The organism is Nonomuraea longicatena (genome assembly GCF_039525605.1).
In the GTDB taxonomy this organism is placed as follows: Bacteria; Actinomycetota; Actinomycetes; order Streptosporangiales; family Streptosporangiaceae; genus Nonomuraea; species Nonomuraea longicatena.
In genome coordinates this window covers 164385-186096 of record NZ_BAAAHQ010000010.1, presented here as the reverse complement: position 1 = coordinate 186096, position 21712 = coordinate 164385, and the positions used below count along the sequence as shown (strand labels likewise).

At 72.4% G+C, this 21712-nt stretch carries 21 protein-coding genes; 11 read left to right on the top strand and 10 right to left on the bottom strand.

What is annotated here, in order from left to right:
- Positions 1-1289: FtsX-like permease family protein (locus tag ABD120_RS12640; protein WP_343949995.1), on the top strand; the 1289-nt coding region annotated here is incomplete at its 5' end.
- Here the strand turns inward: ABD120_RS12640 and ABD120_RS12635 are convergent.
- Complete coding sequence (locus tag ABD120_RS12635) at positions 1276-1902, bottom strand: hypothetical protein (RefSeq protein ID WP_343949994.1); 627 nt, start codon at positions 1900-1902, stop codon at positions 1276-1278. The genes ABD120_RS12640 and ABD120_RS12635 overlap by 14 nt on opposite strands.
- Before the next feature lie 56 nt (positions 1903-1958).
- Positions 1959-2561 carry a hypothetical protein gene (locus ABD120_RS12630; RefSeq protein ID WP_343949993.1) on the bottom strand — a complete coding sequence of 201 codons (603 nt, stop codon included), beginning with the start codon at positions 2559-2561 and terminating at the stop codon, positions 1959-1961.
- Between the two features lie 284 nt (positions 2562-2845).
- Between ABD120_RS12630 and ABD120_RS12625 the strand changes: the two genes are divergently transcribed.
- Positions 2846-3943 carry a hypothetical protein gene (locus ABD120_RS12625; protein ID WP_343949992.1) on the top strand — a complete coding sequence of 366 codons (1098 nt, stop codon included), beginning with the start codon at positions 2846-2848 and terminating at the stop codon, positions 3941-3943.
- Between the two features lie 100 nt (positions 3944-4043).
- Positions 4044-5156, top strand: coding sequence for a glycosyltransferase (locus ABD120_RS12620; protein WP_343949991.1), 1113 nt, complete (start codon positions 4044-4046; stop codon positions 5154-5156).
- A 22-nt stretch (positions 5157-5178) separates the two neighbouring features.
- Here ABD120_RS12620 and ABD120_RS12615 read toward each other — a convergent pair whose 3' ends face one another.
- A complete protein-coding gene (locus ABD120_RS12615) occupies positions 5179-6234 on the bottom strand; it encodes a PucR family transcriptional regulator (protein ID WP_343949990.1) in 1056 nt (351 codons plus the stop codon).
- 76 nt (positions 6235-6310) lie between these two features.
- Here ABD120_RS12615 and ABD120_RS12610 point away from each other — a divergent pair, with 76 nt between their 5' ends.
- Entirely contained in the window at positions 6311-7228 is a 918-nt protein-coding gene (locus ABD120_RS12610; RefSeq protein ID WP_343949989.1) for a proline dehydrogenase family protein, read from the top strand.
- The gene (gene pruA, locus ABD120_RS12605; RefSeq protein ID WP_343949988.1) at positions 7229-8857 is read left to right on the top strand and encodes an L-glutamate gamma-semialdehyde dehydrogenase; all 1629 of its coding nucleotides are present in this window, start codon (positions 7229-7231) and stop codon (positions 8855-8857) included.
- A 126-nt stretch (positions 8858-8983) separates the two neighbouring features.
- On the opposite strand, the gene ABD120_RS12600 is transcribed toward pruA, so the two are convergent.
- Positions 8984-9442 carry a helix-turn-helix domain-containing protein gene (locus tag ABD120_RS12600; RefSeq protein ID WP_343949987.1) on the bottom strand — a complete coding sequence of 153 codons (459 nt, stop codon included), beginning with the start codon at positions 9440-9442 and terminating at the stop codon, positions 8984-8986.
- Between the two features lie 46 nt (positions 9443-9488).
- Positions 9489-10328: a universal stress protein gene (locus tag ABD120_RS12595; RefSeq protein WP_343949986.1), complete on the bottom strand. Its 840-nt coding sequence runs from the start codon at positions 10326-10328 to the stop codon at positions 9489-9491.
- A gap of 171 nt (positions 10329-10499) precedes the next feature.
- Between ABD120_RS12595 and ABD120_RS12590 the strand changes: the two genes are divergently transcribed.
- The 5 genes from ABD120_RS12590 to ABD120_RS12570 are packed head-to-tail and all read left to right on the top strand — an operon-like array spanning position 10500 to position 15620.
- Complete coding sequence (locus tag ABD120_RS12590) at positions 10500-11570, top strand: iron-siderophore ABC transporter substrate-binding protein (RefSeq protein ID WP_343949985.1); 1071 nt, start codon at positions 10500-10502, stop codon at positions 11568-11570.
- On the top strand, positions 11567-12568 hold the full coding sequence (locus ABD120_RS12585) for a FecCD family ABC transporter permease (RefSeq protein ID WP_343949984.1): 1002 nt from the start codon (positions 11567-11569) through the stop codon (positions 12566-12568). Before ABD120_RS12590 ends, ABD120_RS12585 begins: the two co-directional genes overlap by 4 nt.
- Entirely contained in the window at positions 12565-13572 is a 1008-nt protein-coding gene (locus tag ABD120_RS12580) for a FecCD family ABC transporter permease (RefSeq protein ID WP_343949982.1), read from the top strand. Before ABD120_RS12585 ends, ABD120_RS12580 begins: the two co-directional genes overlap by 4 nt.
- Entirely contained in the window at positions 13569-14381 is an 813-nt protein-coding gene (locus tag ABD120_RS12575; protein ID WP_343949981.1) for an ABC transporter ATP-binding protein, read from the top strand. The genes ABD120_RS12580 and ABD120_RS12575 overlap by 4 nt, the downstream gene beginning before the upstream one ends.
- A 21-nt stretch (positions 14382-14402) precedes the next feature.
- Positions 14403-15620: an alpha-L-fucosidase gene (locus tag ABD120_RS12570; protein ID WP_343950006.1), complete on the top strand. Its 1218-nt coding sequence runs from the start codon at positions 14403-14405 to the stop codon at positions 15618-15620.
- Positions 15621-15708: 88 nt separating this feature from the next.
- Here the strand turns inward: ABD120_RS12570 and ABD120_RS12565 are convergent, their stop codons facing one another.
- The 4 genes from ABD120_RS12565 to ABD120_RS12550 form a co-directional block, all read right to left on the bottom strand.
- Positions 15709-16701, bottom strand: a complete 993-nt coding sequence (locus ABD120_RS12565; RefSeq protein ID WP_343949980.1) for an ABC transporter substrate-binding protein — start codon at positions 16699-16701, stop codon at positions 15709-15711.
- A gap of 160 nt (positions 16702-16861) precedes the next feature.
- On the bottom strand, positions 16862-17932 hold the full coding sequence (locus ABD120_RS12560; protein ID WP_343949979.1) for a FecCD family ABC transporter permease: 1071 nt from the start codon (positions 17930-17932) through the stop codon (positions 16862-16864).
- Positions 17929-18978, bottom strand: a complete 1050-nt coding sequence (locus ABD120_RS12555; protein WP_343949978.1) for a FecCD family ABC transporter permease — start codon at positions 18976-18978, stop codon at positions 17929-17931. Before ABD120_RS12555 ends, ABD120_RS12560 begins: the two co-directional genes overlap by 4 nt.
- A 252-nt stretch (positions 18979-19230) precedes the next feature.
- Entirely contained in the window at positions 19231-20376 is a 1146-nt protein-coding gene (locus ABD120_RS12550) for a serine hydrolase domain-containing protein (protein ID WP_343949977.1), read from the bottom strand.
- A gap of 135 nt (positions 20377-20511) precedes the next feature.
- Here ABD120_RS12550 and ABD120_RS12545 point away from each other — a divergent pair, with 135 nt between their 5' ends.
- Positions 20512-21051, top strand: coding sequence for a PadR family transcriptional regulator (locus ABD120_RS12545; protein WP_343949976.1), 540 nt, complete (start codon positions 20512-20514; stop codon positions 21049-21051).
- 46 nt (positions 21052-21097) lie between these two features.
- Here ABD120_RS12545 and ABD120_RS12540 read toward each other — a convergent pair whose 3' ends face one another.
- Entirely contained in the window at positions 21098-21682 is a 585-nt protein-coding gene (locus ABD120_RS12540) for an ArsR/SmtB family transcription factor (RefSeq protein WP_343949975.1), read from the bottom strand.
- Between the last annotated feature and the right edge of the window lie 30 nt (positions 21683-21712).

The window sequence follows — 21712 nt, the reverse complement described above, 5'->3', positions numbered from 1 at the left end:
CCGCCGAGCCGCGCACCCCGTCGCCGGTGCGGTTCAGGAGCGGGTCGCTGCTGCTCCTGGCCTCGGTGCTGCTGTCCGCGATGCCGCTGTTCGTGCGCGGCGAGATCGCCGCGATCGGCCCGGGTACCGCCTCGCTGCTGGCGGTGATCGGGCTGGCGCTGGCCGGTCCGAGGCTGGCGCAGTGGTTCACCGGACTGCTGGCCCGGCGGCTGCCCGCCCGCGCGCCGGCCGCGCTCTGGCTGGCCGTGACGAACACGCGAGGGTACGCGCTGCGGACCGCAGGGGCCGTGGCCGCGCTCGGCATGGTCGTGACGCTGGCGACCAGCATGTCGCTCACGCACACCACGATCATGGCGGCGACGGAGGCGGAGGCGGTGCGCACGGTACGCGCCGACGCCGCCGTCACGGCGCCCGCCTACGGCGGCATCCCGTACGGCCTGCTGGAGGAGGTACGCCGGACGCCCGGTGTGCGGGCCGCGGTGTCGGTCTCGACGACCACGGTCGTGTCGCGGTCGCTGGCGGTGGGCGACGGCGGGGAGAGTTCGGTCTCCCGTGCGGCGCTGGTGCTGGGGCCCGAGGCGAAGTCGGTCGTGGACCTCGACGTCACCGGCGGCGACCTGGCCGACCTGACGGGCGCGTCGATCGCGCTCGACGAGCGGGCCGGCCGGGTCGGCGAGCGGCGCGAGCTCACGCTGGGCGACGGCACCCCGGTGCGGGTCACCGTGGTCGCGACCTACACGCGGGCGCTCGGCGTCGGTCCGGTCGTGCTGGCGCGCGACCTGGTGGCCGGGCACACGACGGCGGGCCTGGACTCGACGGTCCTGGTGCGGGGCGAGTTCCGGTCCGGGACGCTGGCCGCGCGCTGGCCGGGGGTCGTGGTCGCCCCCGGCGGGCTGTCGCCGCAGGAGGCCGAGGGCTCGGCGCAGCTGTGGATCAACCTGGCGGTCCTCGCCGTACTGCTCGGCTATGTGCTCGTGTCGGTCGCGGGCCGGCTGGTGGCCACCACGGCGGGACGCGGCGCCGAGATCGCCGCGCTCAAGCGGCTGGGGGCCACTCCGCGCCAGTTGCGGGCGATGATCCGGTGGGAGGCGCTGCTGATCGCGCTCACCGCGTCGGGCGCCGGCCTGGTGATGAGCCTGGCGCCGGTGACGCTGCTGAGCATCGGCTTCCTCGGCCGGCCGTGGCCCTCCGGGCCGCTGTGGGCGGCGCCGGCCGCCGTCGCGGTGGTGTGCGCGCTGGTGTGGCCGGCCTACGAGCTCACCGCCCGGCGACTGATCAGGCGGGCGTGACCGTCCAGGCCGCGCGCAGGTCCGCGATCTCCTCCGGGCGGGACTGCCTGGCGATGAACGGGATGTCGAGGACGTCGCGCGCCTTCGGGAAGCTCGCCTTCACGACCGAGGCGTCGGCGAGGATCTGGGCGTAGAGGCTTGCGCCGTCCATGCAGAAGACGTCGAGCAGCACGGGGCGGCCGTCGAGCGCGCGCCCCACGTTGCCCGGGTTCAGGTCGAAGCCGTCCCACCAGGGCGTGGAGGCGCGGAAGTCGGCGTCGACCGCGTCGGCGGCCGCTCTGACGGCGGCGAGTTGGGGGTCGCCGCCGCCGTCGGACCAGCGCCGCTTCAGCTCCGCCGCCTCGTCCGAGGCGGCGGGGGCGAGGTATTCCATGACCACCAGCGAGCCGCCGCCGGACAGTTCGGCCGTGAGGGCGATCTCCGGCAGGTACGGGTTGCCCGGCAGCCTGCGGCACAACTCCAGGAAGGCGGCGTAGGCCGGGTCGAACGGGCAGATCCGGGCTGCGCGCAGTCCGTCGGGCGAGCGCACCGCGACCGCCCAGTCGCCGAAGCCGCACGGCGTCCAGCCGAGGAGCACGTAGTCGGCCAGGGTCTGCCGCCAGTTCTTGTCCATCCGGGCCATGATGGCCGGGCGTCCGGCCGCCCGCCACGGGTTTTACCCCCGCCGGGTCACGACGGCAGCCGGGACACGACCTGACCCTGGGCGTTGAGCACCTCGATCGACGGGTTGTCGTCGCCGTCGATCGCCAGCCTGATCCTGGGCCTGCCCTGGGAGTCGTTCAACGCCAGGAACGTCCCCTCATGAGTGGTGTGGAGGAGCTGGATGCGATCCGGCGTCCTCGGCACCTGCTCGATCGGCAGCGAGGGGTCCGGCATGCCGTGGATCCGCATGCCCGCCGCGCCCCGGGTGCCCTGCCACAGGGCGGCGATCGTGATCGCCTGCGCGTTGGCGTAGTCGAGGGAGATGCTGGAGGTCGTGGAGGCGGCGACGATGCCGCCCTTCTCGTTGCCGTCCCCGTCGTTGAAGATCAGATACGTTCCCTCCGGGCCCTGGCGCTGCTCCGCCGGGTAGGTCCTGCCGCTGTGGATGACCGGCGGCTTGGTGGAGGAGGCCAGGAATCGCTGGCGGCCTCTCCTGTCGACCACCCGGAAACTGTCGCGGGCCTGGCCGTCCGAGGCGGCCTCGGCCGGTCCGCCGCTCGCGACCACGACGCCTCCTGCCACCAGGGCTCCCGCCGACGCCAGAACCGACCGCCTGTCACGTGCCTGCATGGTCCGCCTTCCTCTCGTTCCTTGGACGGAACAAGTCGATCATCCGGACGGCGGCCGCGTCACTGGAGGCAACATCAAGATCGAAAGTAGGGCTGTCCCGAGTCTCCGGCGCGCGGATGTTCGTCCGGGCAGTGGCGAAGCAGTGGGATTTTTACGTGCATACTCCGGCAAAAGCCCTGGTCGGCGACCGGCAGTCCGCGCAAACAGCCTCCGGAACGGTCGTCGATCGCCCATCCTGAGCATTGGTTTCGCGCTTCCCCACCTCTTTCCCCCAAGGAGCACGCGTGACCCGGTACGCGATCGACCTCGTCCAGGGCACGCTCGTCGCCCACTGGAGCACCGGCCTCGGCGACATCGCCGTCACCGTCGCCCGGCTGCCCTCCTCGGCCCGCGAGCACGACAGCCTGCGCCTGGCCGCCCGCATGACCCGGCTGTCGAGGGACTGCTGGCGGTGCTACACGCACCCGGCCAGTGCCGCCCTGAACCGGGGTTCCGGCATCGCCGGCACCCGCCGCCTGCGCGAACGCGACTCCTTCGGCGCCGTGCTCTCCCGGATCGACGGGCACGGCACCTGCGTGGACGCCGCGCCCCGCACCCGGATCGAGGGCTCGGCCCGCCAGGTGGGCCAGTCCCTGCGCACGCTCGGCACCGGGCCCTTCGCCGACCTGGTGATCTCCGACGTACTGTGCGAACTGGACGCCGTCGAGCAGGCCGAACGCGGCGACTTCACCGGACGGGCGCGCCAGGCCGTCACCCTGAGCTGCGAGGACGTCTCGCCGCCGCAGATCGCCTCGGCCGACGCCCTGTTGCGCGAGGACCCGTTCGGACCCGTCGGGCTGTTCACCCGCGTGGGGTGCACGGCCGCCGCCGTCGCGGCCGCCCACTGGCTGTACGCGGCCACCGCCGTGACTTCCGAGCGCACCGGCCTGCACCCCACGCAACTCGTGATGGACGGCGCCGACCCGGCCCGCCCGGCGGCGGCGGACGGCGCGCTGCAGGTCGTTGCGGCGCTGCACCTGGGGGCCCGTACCCGCGAGTTCGTGATGATCCTCATCAGGAACGCGCTGCAGGTGGCCGACGGGAACCTGTTCGGGGCGCCCTTCCTCCTGCAGCGCATCCCCGCCTCCGAGGAGGCGGGCGACGGCACCCGCGCCGAGTCCGAGCCCGCCGAGGGCTACCGCGACCAACCGCAGGACGTGCCCCTCACCCTGCTCGACCCGGCGCGCCCGGCCTCCGACCTGCTGGAGAGCCTGGTGCACGGGATCCAGGGCTGCTGGGAGGCATATGAGCGCCATGGCGGCGAGCGCGAGGCCGGGCTCGGCGCGAGGTTCGTGGACGAGGTCCGTGAGAAGGCCGCCGCCAGGCAGGCCCTGCTGCAGTGAGGTTTGCGCCAGGGCGGTCAGCGGGTATGGTCAATAAAAGCAGCTTTCGCGTGCCTAAGACGCAGGCACACCTTGTCAGCAGCAATCGCTGAGGTGTGCCATGAACATCGCGATCGTCACGTCCGCCACCGGCAGCCAGCGCCGCCATATTCTCGCCGCCGCCCGTGAACTCGGACATTCCCACCAGGTCACGATCTATTCCCGCCGCATCTCCGCAGAGGGCGGCGCCCGTTCCCGTCCGGCCGCCGGGGTCGTCGTCGAGCAGATCGAGGCCGGCCCGGCCCGCGATCTCTCCTCCGACGACGTGCTGCCCTATCTGGGCGATGTCAGCCGCTACCTGTCGAAGCGGTGGGCGCGCGAGCGTCCCGACGTCATCCACGCCCACTCCTGGACGGCGGGGCTGGCCGCCGCCGCGGGCGCGGACGGGCTCGGAGTGCCGGTCACACAGACGCTGCAGGTGCCCGGCCACGGCCCGATGAAGGTCGAGCGGGCGCTGGGCCGCCGGGCGGCGGCGGTGATCGCGGGCTCCGGTGACGAGGAGGCCGCGCTGATCCGGCTGGGCGTGCCGCGCGAGCACATCGCGGTGGTGCCGCAGGGCGTCGACGTCACCCGGTTCACCCGCCACGGTGCGGCGGCCTCGCGGGGCAAGCGCCAGCGGCTGCTGCACGTCGGGCCGCTCACACCCGACCGGGGGGCGCACACCGTCGTACGGGCGCTGCCCGCGCTGCCCGGGGTGGAACTGCTGGTGGCGGGCGGACCGCAGGCGGCCGGGCTCGCGAACGACCGGGAGGCGCGGCGGCTGCGGGCGCTGGCCTCCCAGCTCGGCGTCGGCGACCGGGTACGGCTGCTCGGGCAGGTGCCGAGGGCCTCGGTGCCGAAGCTCATGCGCAGCGCCGACGCCGTCGTCACGGTGCCGCGCGAGGCGCCCTCCGGGATCGTCGCGCTGGAGGCGATGGCCTGCGGCGTGCCCGTCATCGCCTCGGCCGTCGGCGCGCACCTCGACTCGGTCGTGGACGGGGTCACCGGGCTGCTCGTCCCGCCGGACCGACCGGCGCGCACCGCGCACCTGGCCCGCGACCTGCTCGCCGACACCACGCTCCGGACGGCGCTGGGGTACGCGGCCGCGGACCGGGCGCGGTCGCGGTACTCGTGGGAGCGGATCGGACAGGAACTGCTGCGGGTCTACGAGGAGGTCCTGCCGGTGCACGCCTGAGGCCACCGGCCCTCAGGCGGGCTCAGCGGGTCAGGCGGGCGGCCTTCAGCCCCAGGTGGACGGCCAGGCGGTCGTCGCCGTCGTCGAGGTCGCGGTGCAACGTGCGCTCGACCTTGCCCAGCCGGTAGTAGAGCGTCTGGCGGTGGACGCCCAGCTCCGCCGCCGCCTGCTGAGCGTGCCCGCCCAAGTCGAGGTAGGTCTCGGTGGTGCGGGCCAGCTCGGGTTCCAGGCCTTCGACCTCCGCGGCCAGTTCGCGCAGGTCGGCGCGGCCGAGCCGGGCCAGCAGCCGGTGCACGCCCAGGTCCTCCCAGCGGGCCACGGGCGCGAAGCGGGGGAAGTGCTCGGCGATCCGCAGCGCCTGCTGGGCCTCGCGCCAGCTCTGCCAGGCGTCGGCCGTGTCGTGGCGGGGGGCGCCGAGGCCGGCGGCTGTGCCGTACGCGCTCTGGAGGGTCTGCGCGACCTCTGCGGCCAGGTGTGCGGGGGCGAGGAGCGCCACCGGCGAGCCGGCGCGGGCGAAGACGCCGCGCGGGAGCGTCCAGAGGGCGGCGACCCGCTCCGTGGACTCGCGGACGGCGACCGCCGTGACCGGCCCCGGCAGTTCGATGGAGGCGGCGGCGCGCTCCTCCGGGTCGGCCGACAGCAGGGCGCGCAGCCCGCGCCCGGCGTCCTGGCGGCTGCGGGCCTCCTGGGCGAGGGTGCTCGCGGCGCGGGCGACCAGCGTGGCGGCGCGGGCGAGGACGTCGTCGCCGAGCGCGCCCGAGTCGAGCAGCCAGAGGTAACCGTAGGTGACCTCGCCGTGACGCAGTGGCCAGCAGATGCGGGCCTTGAGGTCGAGGGCCCGGTCCGCGGGGATGCGGACGGGGCCGGCGGCGCGGGCGATGCCGAAGCGTTCGAAATAGGCGCGCACCTGCCCGGTGGCGCGCCTGCGCAGGATGGACTCCTGGCGGACGGCGTCGATCTCGCCGTGCTGGGCGTTGTAGGCCAGCAGGCGGAACGAGCGGTCTTCGAGCGTCGCCGAGGCCCCCAGAACGCGGGCGATCTCGTCGACGGTCTCCTGTAGGTCGGCGTTGTTGTGCATTTGTATGACAGCCTGCCACAACCGGCGTTACGGACGTCGATGGCAGGGGCCTGAGCTGCGGTTCTACGCTGGAAGCATGCTCGGTCAACTGCTGCTAGCCACGTCGCGGAGCAGGCTCGTACGCCGCTCGGTCTCCGGTTTCCCCCTCACTCGCAAGGTGGTCGACCGGTTCGTCGCCGGGGAGGGCGTCGAGGAGGCCAGGGACGCCGTCGCGCGGCTGACCGGCTCCGGGCTCACGGTCACCGTCGACCATCTCGGCGAGGAGACCCGCGACGCGGACGCCGCCGCCGCGACCGCCGCCGCCTACACGCGACTGCTGGAGGCGCTGCGGCCGCTGGGGCTGGGCGAGCGCGCCGAGGTCTCGGTGAAGCTGTCGGCCGTCGGCCAGGAGCTGTCCGATGAGCTGGCCCTGGAGAACGCCACCGCGATCTGCGCCGCCGCGTCGGCGGGCGGCTCCTACGTCACCCTCGACATGGAGGACCACACCACCGTCGACTCGACGCTGGCCATCCTGCGCAAGCTGCGCGTCGAGTACCCCTCGACGGGCGTCGCGATCCAGTCCTACCTGTTCCGCAGCGAGGACGACTGCCGCGACCTCGCCGTCTCCGGCAGCCGGGTCCGGCTGGTCAAGGGCGCCTACAACGAGCCCCCCTCGGTCGCCCACCAGGGCAGGCAGGAGGTGGACCGGGCGTACGTGCGGTGCCTGCGCATCCTCATGGCGGGGCAGGGCTACCCCATGGTGGCCACGCACGACGACCGCTTGATCTCCATCACCGAGGTGCTGGCCGACCGCTTCGGCCGGGCCGTCGGCGAATACGAGTACCAGATGCTCTACGGGATCAGGACCGACCGGCAGGAGGCCCTGGCGGGTGCCGGGCACACGGTCCGCGTCTACGTGCCCTACGGCGACGACTGGTACGGCTACTTCATGCGCCGCCTCGCCGAGCGCCCCGCAAACGTCGCGTTCTTCCTTCGTGCCCTTGGAGGCAAGTAAATGGATGCCATCAGCAACGTTCCCACTCCGGCCAACGAGCCGGTCCACGGTTACGCGCCGGGCAGCGCCGAGCGGGCCGCCCTGGAGAACAAGATCAAGGAGCTGTCGGGCGACTCCGTCGAGCTCACCATGACCGTCGACGGGCGGCAGCGGATGGGCGGCGGTGCCGCCATCGACGTCGTCCAGCCGCACAACAAGACCTCCGTCCTGGGGCGTACCAACGACGCTACGGCCCAGGACGTGCAGGACGCGATCGACTCGGCGCTGCGTGCGGCGCCGATGTGGCGCGCGCTGTCGTTCGACGAGCGGGCGGCGATCTTCCTGAAGGCGGCCGATCTGCTGGCCGGGCCGTGGCGGGCGACGCTGAACGCCGCGACGGTTCTCGGGCAGTCGAAGTCGGCGCAGCAGGCGGAGATCGACGCGGCCTGCGAGCTGATCGATTTCCTGCGGTTCAACGTGGCCTACGCGCGCCAGCTCTACTCCGACCAGCCGGTGTCGTCGCCGGGGGTGTGGAACCGGATGGAGTACCGGCCGCTGGAGGGGTTCGTTCTGGCGATCACGCCGTTCAACTTCACCGCCATCGCCGGAAATTTGCCGACTTCTGCCGCGTTGATGGGAAATGTCGTCGTATGGAAGCCGTCGCCGACGCAGCAGTTCGCGGCGCACTTCACCATGCGGCTGCTGGAGGCCGCCGGGCTGCCGCCGGGCGTCATCAACCTCGTCACCGGCAACGGCCAGGCCGTCTCCGACGTCGCCCTCACCCACCCGGCGCTCGCCGGCATCCACTTCACCGGCTCGACCGCCACCTTCCAGCACCTGTGGCGGACCGTCGGCGAGAACATCACCGGCTACCACGGCTACCCGCGCCTGGTCGGTGAGACCGGCGGCAAGGACTTCGTGCTGGCCCACCCGTCGGCCGACCCCTCCGTCCTCACCACCGCGCTCGTGCGGGGGGCCTTCGAGTACCAGGGGCAGAAGTGCTCGGCGGCGTCCAGGACGTACGTCCCGCGCTCGATCTGGTCTCGGATCAAGGACGACCTCGTCGCCACCGCCGAGTCGCTCACCGTCGGCGACGTGGCCGCCGACCTGTCGACCTTCATGGGCGCGGTGATCGACCACCGGGCCTTCGCCAAGCACAAGGCGGCCATCGACCGGGCCCGCGCGACCTCCGGCATCGAGGTCCTCACCGGGTCCTACGACGACTCGGCCGGGTACTTCGTCAGGCCGACGATCCTGCTCGGCGAGGACCCGACGGACGAGATCTTCGTCAAGGAGTACTTCGGGCCGATCCTCGGCGTGCACGTCTACGACGACGCGCGCTACGACGAGGTGCTGACGCAGATGGAGTCGGTCTCGCCGTACGCGCTGACCGGGTCGATCATCGCCCAGGACCGCTACGCGATCGCCTCGGCCGCCGAGCGGCTGCGCTTCGCGGCGGGCAACTTCTACGTCAACGACAAGCCCACCGGGGCGGTCGTGGGACAGCAGCCGTTCGGCGGCGCCCGCGCGTCCGGCACCAACGACAAGGCCGGATCGATCTTCAACCTGATCCGGTGGGTGAACGCCCGCACGATCAAGGAGACCTTCGTGCCGCCGGTCGACCACCGCTACCCGCACATGAACGGCTGATCCGCCCTCAGACCACGCCCGTGCCCCTGTCGACCAGCGACGGGGACACGGGCGTCACCATGTTCGGCCCCCTCCGCGCTCGCGGCGGGTGCGAACCCACGGCCTCCGTCTCCCAGACGGCCGAAGTCAGTGGGGAAGTTCGGCCTCTTCGGCGGCTTCGATGATTCTGCGGCGGCCTTCGGCGTGGCGCTCACGGCGAGCCTGGAACTCCAGGACGTCCACGAGGCGGACCAGGCGGTGGCGGCTGTCCGGCAGATACTGCGAGGGGATCTCGCCCTCGTCGAGCAGCCGTGCGACGAAGGGCCGCGAGAGGCCGAGCAGCTCGGCGACCTCGCTCGGGGTAAGCCGGGTCTCCACCGGCAGGGCGAAGACGGCGTTGCCCTTGGCGAGATCGCGGGCCGCCGCGACCAGCAGGGCGACCAGCGAGGGGGGCAGTTCGATGTCGGTGCCGTCCGCCTCCCGCAGCAGCAAGGACGCCTGCGAGGCGGTGGCCGCCTCTTCCAGATGCTGAAGCAGCTTCCGGTCACGGCTGTCCGCTTCGACGCACGTCGCACTCGCCAGGACTCCGGTGCGGGGCACTGCCACCTCCAACCTCCAAGATATCTGCAATAAGTGTAACCACAACACCGCGTCAGCGTGAGCCGATCACCGCGACGGGGCATTCCGCGTGCAGCAGGACGCCGTGACTGACCGAGCCGAGGACCGCCGCGCGGAAGGCGCGCCGTCCCCGGGAGCCGACCACGACGAGGTCGGCGGCGGTGGAGGCGGCGATCAGCGCGGGCACGGGGTGACCGCCGATGGCGTCGTCGATGACCTCGACGTCGGGGTTGCGCTCGCGCCACGGGGCCAGGCGGATGGCGGCGGACTCGGCGAGGTCGTCGAAGACGCCCGCGAGCCGCCCCCGGTAGCCGAAGGCGAGCGGTGAGGAGACCGGCATCGGCCAGGCGTACACGACGCGCAGCCGCGCCGAGCGCAACCGGGCTGCCTCGAAGGCGTACCGCATCGCGGCCTCCGAGTGGGGTGAGCCGTCGAACCCGGCGACGATCTCGCCCCGGTCGGCGCCGACCCGGCCGCGTGCGACGACGAGCGGCCCCGGTGTGTGCCCGGCGAGTCCCAGCCCGACGGAGCCGAGCAGTTGCCCGACGAAGCCGCCGACGCCCCGGTGCCCGATCACCACGGCCTGCGCGGCGGCGGCCGCTTCCAGCAGGGTGCCGATGACCTCGCCGGTCAGCAGTTCGGTGGTGGCCGTCAGGTCGGGGAGGCGTTCACCGGCGCGGGCGGCGGCGGCCGCCAGGGAGGCGCGGTCGGCGTCGTCGCTCTGCCCGGGGAAGGCGAGGTCGGGGTCGCGGACGGTCACGATGCGCAGTTCGGCCCGTCTGCGTGCGGCGTCGTCCGCGGCCCAGTCGACGGCGTCGAGCGCGCTGCCCGACCCGTCGACGCCCACGACGATGGGCATGGGTGTCTCGGTCATGGTTCCCCCCTGTGTTCCGAGCATGCCCGAATAGTCGGACTATCACTCCCGAAACCCCTGAAACACCATTTATCACGACACACAGGACGAAACTTTGAGAACCGGACACTACATAGGTTAGTCTAACCTAACTTCCGCCTTCCGGATCTTCCCCTGCCCAAGGATCTCTTCATGCCGTTCAGGTTCCCTCGCGCGCTCACGCTGTCCGCCTTCGCCACCGTCCTGGCCCTGTCCGCGTGCGGGTCCGGCACGCAGGGCGAACCCGCCGCCGGCGCGGCCCCCAAGGCCCAGGACCAGGCCCCGGAACAGGCACAGAATCAGGCAGGAGCCGCCTTCCCCGTGACGATCGACAGCGCGCTCGGCAAGGCCACCATCACCGCGCAGCCGAAGCGGATCGTCACCCTCGGCCAGGGCTCGGCGGAGACCGCCATCGCGCTGGGGACCGTACCGGTCGGCATCGAGAGCTACGCCTGGGGCAGCGACCCGAAGACCGGCTACCTGCCGTGGATCCACGAGGCCGTGACCAAGGCGGGCGGGACGCTGCCCAAGCAGTTCGACGGCGGCGAGGACATCGACGTGGAGACCATCGTCGAACTCGCCCCCGACGTGATCCTCGCGCCCTGGTCCGGCATCACCAAGGAGCAGTACGCGGTGCTGTCCGGGATCGCGCCCACGGTCGCCTACCCGGACCTGCCGTGGAGCACCAACTGGGACCAGCAGATCGAGATCATCGCCAAGGCGCTCGGCAGGCCCGCCGACGGGCCGAAGCTCATCGAACAGACCCGCGCGCGGCTCGCCGACGCCGCCGCCACCCGCCCGGCGTACAAGGACGTGAGCTTCTCCTACGTCTACACCACCGGCCCCGGCACGCTCGGGGTGTTCAAGCCGGAGGAGCAGCGGGTGGAGATGCTCACCTCGCTGGGCCTCCGCGTGGACCCGGTGGTCGAGACCTTCAAGGAGACCGAGGGCACCGACTCGGCCCTCATCGGCCTGGAGAACGCCAGGAAGCTCGCCGGCAGCGACCTGATCTTCACCTTCTACACCGACGCGAAGACCCGCAAGGAGATCGAGGCGCAGAAGCTGTACGCGGCCATCCCCGCGGTCGGGCGCGGCGGCGTCGTCGCGAGCGACGACAACCCGTTCGTCACGGCCTCCTCGATCATCAACCCGCTGACCGTGCCGTGGGTGATCGACCGGTACCTGCCGCTGATCGACAAGGCCGTCGCCACCGTCGAGAAGTGACCGCCGTCCCGCTCCCCGCGCGCCGCGCCCTCCTGCTGATCGCCGCGCTCGCCGGGCTCGCGCTCGCCGTCTTCGCGAGCGTCGCGTTCGGCAGCCATCCCACCTCCCCGGCGGACGTCCTCGACGTCCTCTCCGGCACCGCCCACCCCGACACCGCGACGGTGGTGGAGAGCCGCTACCCGCGTACCGCGCTGGGCCTGCTGGCCGGGCTGTGCCTGGCCGTCGCGGGCACCCTGATGCAGGGCGTGACCCGTAACCCGCTGGCCGACCCCGGATTGCTCGGCGTCACCGCCGGGGCCTCCGCCGGGATCGTCACCGCGATGGCCTTCCTCGGCGCGGCCGGGCAGGAGGGCGCGGTGTGGTGGGCGCTGCCCGGCGCGCTGCTGGCCGGGGTGCTGGTCCACGTGATCGGCTCGGCCGGGTCAGGCGCGGGCCCGGCCAGGCTGGTGCTGGCGGGGGCGGTGGTCTCCGCCGTCCTGACCGCCTACGTGCAGGCGGTGACGCTGGGCAGGCCGCAGGTGTTCGACAGCTACCGGTACTGGGTCGTCGGCGCGCTCGGCGGGCGCGACTTCCCCGTGCTGTGGTCGGTGCTGCCCCCTGCCGCCGCCGGGCTGGTGCTGGCCGTGGTGCTGGCGCCCGCGCTGAACACGCTCGCCCTCGGCGAGGAGACCTCGGCCGCGCTCGGCGGCAACCCGGCGCTGACCCGCTCCGGCGGGCTGCTGGCCGCCGTGCTGCTGAGCGCCGCCGCGACGGCCGCCGTGGGGCCGATCGCCTTCGTCGGGCTGGCCGTGCCGCACATCGTGCGCGCGCTCGCCGGGGTGGACGCGCGGGCGCAGCTCCTGTTCGCCGCGCTCGTCGGGCCCACGCTGCTGCTGGCCGCCGACGTGGCCGGGCGGCTGGTGCTGCGGCCGCAGGAGCTCATGGTGGGCGTCGTGACGGCGTTCGTCGGCGCGCCCGCGCTGCTGCTGGCCGTACGCAGGATGAGAGGTGGGGTGTGAGGGTCGCGATCCCGGTGTCGAGGACCTCGGTCGTCGTGGCGGCCGCCGTTCTCGGGCTGCTCGCCGTCGCCGCCGTCGCGACGCTCTGCCTGGGACGGCTCGGCCTCGCGCCCGCCGACCTGCTCGCCGCGCTCGCCCGGGGTCCGGCCGACGCCAAGCAGGCGTTCGTGCTGGAACGGCTGCGCGGCCCCCGCCTGGTGGTAGCCGTCGGCACCGGGGCGGCGCTCGGCCTGGCGGGCGCGCTGTTCCAGGCGGTCACCCGAAACCCGCTGGCCAGCCCGGACGTGATCGGGCTGAACTCGGGCGCAGGAGCCGGGGCGGCGTTCGCCGTACTGATGCTGCCGGGTGTGCTGCCCGCGCCGCTCGGCGCGCTCGCGGGCGCGGTGGCGGCGATGGCGCTCGTGTACGTCGCGACGGGCTCCGGGTTCCGGAACCCGGGCAGGCTCGTCGTCGCGGGCATCGGCGTGCACGCGATCTCCTCCGCCTTCACCCAGTACGTGGTGTACGCGGTCGAGCGCGACCGGGCGGCGGCGCTCACGGCCTACGTCAACGGCAGCCTGTCGGCCCGGTCCTGGGAGCACGCGGCGACGATCTGGGCGGTGCTGCTGGCCGTGGTGCCGCTGGTGGCGCTGCTGTCGCGGCGCCTCACGGCCGCCGAACTCGGCGACGAACTCGCCGCCTCGCTCGGGGCGCGGCCGCAGGGGACCCGGGTGGCGGCGGTCGGCCTGTCGATCGTGCTGTCGGCGGGCGCGGTCGCGGTCGCGGGCCCGGTGGCCTTCATCGCGCTGACCGCGCCGCAGATCGCGCGGCGCATGACCCGGCTGCCCGGCCCGCACCTGACGCTGGCCGCGCTGGTCGGGGCGCTGCTGCTGGTGCTCGCCGATCTCGCGGCCCAGCACGCGCCGATCCCGGGCAACCTGCCCGTCGGCATCTACACGCTGGCCGTGGGCGGCCTGTATCTCGGATACCTGCTGACCCGCGAGTGGAAGAAGGGAAGCCTGTGAGCACCCCGACCGGCCTGTCCGCGCGCGGCCTGACGATCTCCTACGGCGACCGTACCGTCGTCGAGGACGTCGATCTCGACCTGCCGGACGGTGGCCTGACGATGATCATCGGACCCAACGGGTGCGGCAAGTCCACCCTGGTCAAGGCGCTGGCGCGGGTGCTGAAGCCCGCCCGGGGCAAGGTGCTGCTGCACGGCCGCGACCTGTGGGAGTACCGGGCCCGCGAGGCGGCCAGGCACGTGGCGCTGCTGCCGCAGAACCCGATCGCGCCCGAGGGCATCACCGTGGGCGCCCTCGTCGGGCGCGGCCGTTTCCCGCATCACACGCTGCTGCGCCAGTGGTCGCCGCAGGACGAGGGGGCGGTCGCCTTCGCCCTGGAGCGAACGGGGCTGCGGGATCTCGCGGGCGCGCAGGCGGGCCTGCTGTCGGGGGGCCAGCGCCAGCGCGCCTGGATCGCCATGGTGCTCGCGCAGCAGACCGGGCTGCTGCTCCTGGACGAGCCCACGACCTTCCTGGACATCGCCCACCAGTACGAGTTGCTGGAGCTGTGCCGGGAACTGCACGAGGACGGCAGGACCGTCGTGGCCGTGCTCCACGACCTCAACCAGGCCGCCCGCTTCGCCACGCACCTGGTCGTCATGGACGCGGGCCGGGTGGTCGCCCAGGGCCCGCCCGCCGAGGTCCTGACGGCCGAACTGGTGTCGTCGGTGTTCGGGCTGGCGTGCGACATCGTGCCGGATCCGCGAGCGGGGACACCCATGGTGGTACCTCACACCCGGGGACGAATAGGATCGCCAGACATCCGATGAAAGGTGATTCCTGTCGTGACCATGCAGCCTTGGTTCCCCGCCGCGAAACTCGGGATCTTCATCCATTGGGGGATCTACGCCGTTGACGGCGTCACCGAGTCCTGGTCTTTCTTCAGCGGCCAGGTCAGCCATGACGACTACATGAAGCAGGTTCCCGGGTTCACGGCGTCGCGGTTCGACCCTCGCCAGTGGTCGGAGCTGTTCGCGGACGCGGGTGCCCGGTACGCGGTGCTGACGGCCAAGCACCACGACGGCTACGCGCTCTGGCCGACGGAGCAGTCGGCGCTGCGCGACGAGCGCGATCTCGTGGGGGAGTACATGGAGGCGATGCGCGAGCGCGGCATCCGCGCCTGCCTGTACTTCTCCCACCTGGACTGGACGCACCCCGACTACGCCAGCGTGGGCACCGGCGACAACCGCTTCGCCTACCCGCCGCCCGGCCAGGAGGACCCGGCGGCGTGGGAGCGGTTCCTGTCCTTCCACCGCGCCCAGTTGCGCGAACTGCAGGAGCGCTACTCCCCCGAGCTGTTCTGGTTCGACGGCGACTGGGAGCGCGACGCCGAGACCTGGCGCATGCCCGAGTTGCGCGAGGAACTGCTGGCCCGCCAGCCGTCCCTGGTGATCAACGGGCGCATGCAGGGGTACGGCGACTACGCCACGCCCGAGCAGGGGGTGCCGATCGAACCGCCCGCCGGGCCGTGGGAGCTGTGCCTGACGATCAACGACTCGTGGGGGTTCCAGCACCGCGACACCAACCACAAGTCGCTGCGCCAGATCGTGCGCATCTTCGCCGAGACCATCGGCGGCGGCGGGAACCTGCTGCTCGACGTCGGGCCGCGCGAGGACGGCACGATCACCGACGAGCAGGCCGAGCGGCTGCGCGGGCTCGGCGCGTGGATCCGGCCGCACGCCGAGGCGATCTACGACACCGGACGCGGACTGCCGCCCGGCCACTTCAACGGGGCCAGCACCCTGTCGGCCGACCGCAGGAAGCTGTACCTGTTCGTCTTCGACCGGCCCAACGAGTTCGTGGTGCTGCGCGGGGTGCGCAACAAGGTGCTCGGCGTCCGCACGCTGGACGGGCGTGAGCTGCGCCACGAGCGGTTCGGCGGACTGCACGAGGTGCCGGGCTGGGAGTACGTGTACCTGACCGACGACCACCTGAACCCGCTGTGCACGGTCCTGGAGGTCACCTTGGACGGCGAACTGGAGCTCAACCGCGTCCACACCCGCGATTAGAGCCGGCCGGGTTCGCGCCGACCCTTGTACCCGCCGCGCTACCACCGGCTCGGGAACGTCCCGAGCCGGTGACGACCGGGTCGACGCCTCAGGCTTTCAGCGCTGCGGCGATCCGCGGCACGCTCCGCTCCAGGCCATAGGGGATGCTCAGGGCGGAGGGGAAGGCCATGGCGATCGCCGTCGGCAGGTCGAGGGCGATGTAGGAGCCGCGCCTCACGGCCGGGATGCGCCGGAACAGCTCGTTCGCCTCAAGCCGGCTGCGGGCCTGCGGGGTGTTGAAGGTGAGAATCACGACGTCGGCGTCGATGGCCTCGATGAGCTCCGGGCTGACGGTCGCCCGGCCGGGGAAGTTGCCCTTCGGCAGATCGGCCACCTTCGGCGAGAGGGTCAGGCCGAGCTGGGACATGAACAGCGCCGACGCGTCGGTCGGGCTGTTGACGGTGTTGATCACGCCCTCGGCCGTGACCGGGCCGATGGTGAAGGTCCGCCCGGCGAAGCCGGGGTTGGCGGCCTTGGCGGCGAGGATGGCGCCCTCCACCTGGCTCACGAGAGTCTCGGCCCGGCTCTTCACGCCGAGCGCGGTCCCGACCCGGGTCGTGGTGACCTGCCAGGGGTCGCGGTTGTAGCCCGAGGCCGTCGACAGCGTGGGGGCGATGCGGCTGAGGGCGGCGTAGTTCTCCGCCAGTCCGCTGTGATCGGTCGCCAGGATGAGGTCGGGGGCCAACGCGGCGATCTTCTCGAAGGGCAGCCCGTCGGTGACGGCCAGCAGCTCCGGTTTGGCGCCCGGCAGTTCCCGGCTGACCCAGGGCGAGATCCCGCCCTCCATGAATCCGGACAGATCGGGTGTCGCCAGCGGGACCAGGCCCAGCGCCACGGCGGCGTCGATGTCGCGGTACAGGCCGACCGAGACGATCCGCGCCGGGGCCGCGTTCAGGACGGCAGAGCCCTGCGCCCCCTCAAGCGTGACAGGGAAGGAGCCACCTGCCGACGCCGCGGGCGCTTCGCCTGCCGAACCGCAGCCGGTGAGTGCGAGCGAGAGCCCGCCGATTCCCGCGAGTCGAAGGGCGTCGCGTCGCGTCATGCTGGAGAGAGGTGAGGTGACCACGACAGGATATTAGGTTAGGCTAATCTAACTTTCAAGCCGCCCCGCGCGCCGACATCCCGCCCGAGGGGCCGGACCCGGGCACGGACAGGACGCCGCCGACACGGGGCGATCGTGAGCGGCGGGATCCGTCCCGTCTTCAGCGCCGGGCTCCGCGAACACCTCGGGCGAGCAGCCACATCAGGTACGGGGCGCCGAGGATGGCGGTGACGATCCCGACCGGCAGTTCCGTGCGTGGCACCGTCCGGGCGATGACGTCGGCGGCGAGCACGAGCAGCGCCCCGAAGATCGCCGAGGTCAGCAGCGGCGGACGTGCCGTACCGGCCAGCCGCCGGCAGATCTGCGGCACCACCAGCGCGACGAAGGCGATCGGCCCGGCGCCGGCCGTGGCGAGGGCGGCCAGCGCGACGGCGACGACGATCAGGGCCGCCCGGTCGCGATCGACCCGCGCGCCCAGCCCGCTCGCGGTGTCGTCACCCAGGTGAAGGACACCGAGGACGAAGGACAGCAGCAGCGCCACGGGGACCAGTACGGCCAGGCCGACGGCGACCGGCACCACGTGTTCCCAGCCTCGGCCGTTGAGGCTGCCGGTCAGCCACACGGTGGCGCGGGCGGCGTCGGAGACCTCCGCCACGATCAGCAGCCAGGAGGTCAGCGCGGTGGCGCTCGCCCCGATGGCCACGCCGACCAGGACCAGCCGGAAGCCCTCGATGCCGCGTCTCCACGCCAGCGCGTAGACCAGCGCGGCGGTGAGCAGTCCGCCCAGCAGGGCGGCGAGCGGCACTCCGACGCTGCCGCCGATCGCCGAGACGGTGGCCGACGTGGAGCCGAGCACGATGATCGAAACGCTGGCCGCACTGGCTCCTGCGGTCACCCCGAGGACGTCCGGGCTGGCCAGCGGATTGCGGGTGACCGCCTGGGTGATCGCCCCCGACAGGCCGAGCGCCGTCCCGACCAGAATCCCGGCGAGGGTGCGCGGCATCCGCAGGTCGAGCACGATGTACCGGTGCGAGCGCGGACCGCCGCCGGACAGCACCGTGAACACCTCGCCCACGGACAGAGGCGTATCGCCGACGGCGACGTTCAAGGCGAGTGTCAGCGTCACCGCCGCGAGCCCGAGGAGCGTGACCAGAACGATCCTGGGACGCCACACGCCGGACAACGGGCCGAGACGCACGGCGAGCCGGGCGTGCACCCGTTCGCGCGTCACAGCGACACCAGCTTCCTGCGCCGGACGAGCGCGACGAAGACCGGCGCCCCCACCAGGACCAGCACGATGCCGACCGGAAGCTCTCCCGGCCAGACCACGACCCGGCCGACGACGTCGGCGCCCAGCAGCAGCACCGGACCCGCCAGGCCCGACGCGGGCACCAGCCAGCGGTGGTCGGAGCCGGTGAAGATCCTGCACACGTGCGGGACCACCAGCCCGACGAAGCCGATCGGGCCGCAGGCCGCCACCGCCGCGCCGGTCAGCAGGGTGACGGCGGTCAGTCCCGTCCATCGCACGCGGGTGACGCTGACACCCAACCCTCTGGCGACGTCCTCGCCCAGAGCCAGCAGGTTCAGCCCCGCCGTGTTGACCAGGGCCAGCAGCAGGCCGGCCGCGAGGAAGGGAGCGACCTGCGCGGCGATGTCACCGTCTCGACCGGCGAGCGACCCGACCGACCAGAACCGGTAGGCGTCGAGGGTCGCGGCGTCGTCCAGCACCAGCGCGGAGGAGAACGCCTGCAGCAGGGCGGTCAAGGAGACCCCGGCCAGGGCGAGCGTCACCGGAGTGGGGCCGTCGCGGCTGATCATTCCGAGCATGAAGACCACCACGCCGGCGGCGAAGGCTCCGGCGAGCGAGAGCCACACGTACCCGAAGAGACTGGTCACCCCGAACGCGTAGACGCCCAGGACCACGCAGAAGGCCGCGCCCGCGCTGACACCGAGCAGCCCCGGGTCGGCCAGCGGGTTGCGGGTGTGACCCTGCATCAGCGCGCCCGCGATGCCCAGCGCCGCCCCGACGGCGATGCCGAGGATCGTCCGAGGGACCCGAAGCGTGCGTACCACCACGTCGTCACCGGTCCCGGTGGGCGAGAAGATCGCCGACCAGACGTCGGGCAGGGAGATCTGCCTGGCTCCGAACGCGAGGCTGGCCAGGGCGGCGGCGAGAACGAGCAGTGCCAGGACCGACAGCAGGGCGAGCCGCGATCGGCGGCGCCGGCCGAGTGCCCCGGGGGCAGGTTGGTGAACAACGTGTTTGACCCCGGCCATCGAGCTCCCTTGTGCGGCCTCACGGAACGACCCGGAGGCAGAGTAAGGCAACCCTAACAACTTGGGGCAGGTGTTTCCTCCCCCGTCACGGGCCTCTGCAGTGTCGAGCTACCGCATCACCGACGCGGAGGTGCTCGGCGGCGGCTCCGGCGCGGTCTCGCTGACCCTGTGCCAGACCCGGTTCGGCACCACCGGCCCCGGCGAGTTCGCGGTGCACGAGGGCAGGGAGGTCACCGTCCGGCTCCCGGGGGTTCACGTCCGCCAGCCGGCCAGGCACCGCGCCATGAGCCGGAAGGGGACGGCCTGCCCCTTGGTCTGGTCCACGGTGCCGGCCAGGTGCAGGTCGAGCTCCGGACAGTGGAAGAGCCAGGTCCCCGTGGCTCCCGAGTGGCCGACGAGCGTGACCGGACGGCGTCCCCGCGACACGAGCCGGCCGACCTTGAAGACCATGGTGCCGAGGCCGTACCGGAGGACGGGGATGTTGCGCAGCCGGTTGCGCCGCTCGGTGAGCAGGTCCGGCGTGCGGGCGTCGCCGAAGAGTGCGCCGCCGAGCAGCGCTCGTTGAAAGGCAAGAAGATCGCCGGTGGTGCTGAACAGGTCGTTGCAGGACTCGATCATCGAGCTCAGCTCCACGCGACGCCGTCTCGCGTAGAGCGGCGAGGGCGCCGCAAGCGAGCCGATGGGCGATCCGGCCGGCGCCGTCCCCGGGAGCCAGGTGTGCGTCAGGCCGAGCGGACCGAGGATCCGTTCGGTCAGGAGAGCGGCGAACGACCGGCCGGTCACCGTCTCCATGATCCGGATGAGCAGCTGGAAGCCGGTGTCGGAATAGCGGGCCTTCTGCCGCGCGGCGGTGAGGTCCTGCGGCTCGAAGTGGGGGCGCTGGTGCTCGCGCGTGATCCGTATCGTGTCCTCGAAGGTCCAGGCCACATCCTGACCGGCCGCGAGGCGCTCGTACAGGCTGGGGCCGTCACCGCGCTTCTCGAACTGGTCCGGCAACCCGGAGGTGTGGCTCGCCAGGTGGCGTACCGTGATCGCGGACGTCCGGTCGATCCCCCCGAGGACGTGGAGTCCGGTGATCGTCTCCGCCGGCAGGTAGCCGTCGATCGGCGCGGCCAGGTCGAGCTCACCGCGCTCGTGCGCCTGCAGTACCAGGGTGATGATGAACCGCTTGGTGACGCTCGCGACGAAGAACGGGGTGTCAGGGCGCAGCGGGCGGCCGTCAGCGGGGCCGGAGGCGGCGGACCAGCGCCGCCTCCCGTCGCCGCCGGTGACGGCGAGATTGGCGTGGTGGATGCCGCGTTGCGCGACGAGATTCTCCAGCAGGCTCGTCAGCCGCGCGTCGACGTCGGCGGGAACGTCGTTGTCATGAGCATGGGTCGTGGCGAACGGCGATGTCACCTGGAGGCTCCTTGTCTCCGCTGTCTCGGATCGCCCGCGGGTTCTCCGGTGTCGACGGACGGGGCGAGGGCCCCGACAGCAGCAGCATATGTCTACTAGACATATCTATGAGAGTCAACGAGCTATACTCGGCCGATGGCCCATGTGATCCTCGGTCTGCTCCTGATCGCCCCGCAGAGCTTCTACGACCTCATCAAGGGATTCGAGGCCGGCGTCGCGCTCTTCTACAGCGCCAGCTCCGGCAGCATCAAACGCGCGCTGGACACCCTGCTCGCGCGGGGGTTCATCGAGGTCGCCAGCGTCGAAGCCGGCGGTCGGGGCCGCAAGGTGTACCGCCTGACCGACACCGGTCGCGAGGAGTTCCGCGCCTGGATGACAGGGGAGCCGGCCGGCCCCGACCTGGAGACCGCGGCGCTGTCCAGGCTCTACTTCCTCGGCCTGCTGGAGCCGGCCGAACGGGTACCGGTGTTGCGCCGCATCACGGCGCGCATCGAGGCCGACCTCGACCGGCTCTCGGCCCTCGACCGGCATCTCGACACCCTGGAGATCTCCGAGGAGAACCGCGACGTCGCCGCCCATCAGCGCGCGACGCTGGATTACGGCATCGCCTCACACCGCTTCACGCTCGACTGGTTCCGCGATCACCTCGACCGCCACGAGCCGCCCGCCCGCTGACCCCTCGGCGTTCGTCGGATCACCACGCGCGAATCGCGACGGACGGTCACGGCTCCTGCGGCAGCACGTCGAAGTGCACGATCACCCGGGCGGTGCCGGGCGCGGGGCGGCCCATCTCCCGTTCGTCCGACATCGTGCGGTACGTCTGCAGAATCCCGAGAACCGCGTCGCGCATCTCGGCGGTCTCCTCCGGGGTGAGCCGCAGGGCGCGACGGCCGAGGCCGCCCGCCGCCGTCCACGCCGAGCCGGGGTCGTGCTCGCGCGTCCAGCGGGCGAGTTCCTCCGCGCGCTGCCTGAGAAGGTCGTCGACGAGCGCCTGCAGGGCGCCTTTGGTCTCCTCGTCGTCGCCGGCCCCGGCCGAGCCGTAACTGAAGCCGCCCGGGACGATCCGCCAGTACCTCTCCTTGCCCCTGCCCAGGCCCTCGGCCTGCTCGATCATGCCGTGCCTGGCGAGCTCGCGCAGGTGGTAGCTCGTGGCGCCGGTGTTCTCGCCGAGCCGCGCGGCCAGTTGGGTGGCGGTCGAGGGGCCCGAGCGCTCCAGTTCCTCGTACATGCGCAGCCGCAGCGGGTGCGCGAACGACTTGAGAGCGCCCGGGTCGAGGGTGCGCGCGGAGAACTTGCGTCCTGTCATGTGCAGACCTATCTTTGCAAAGAAAACTAT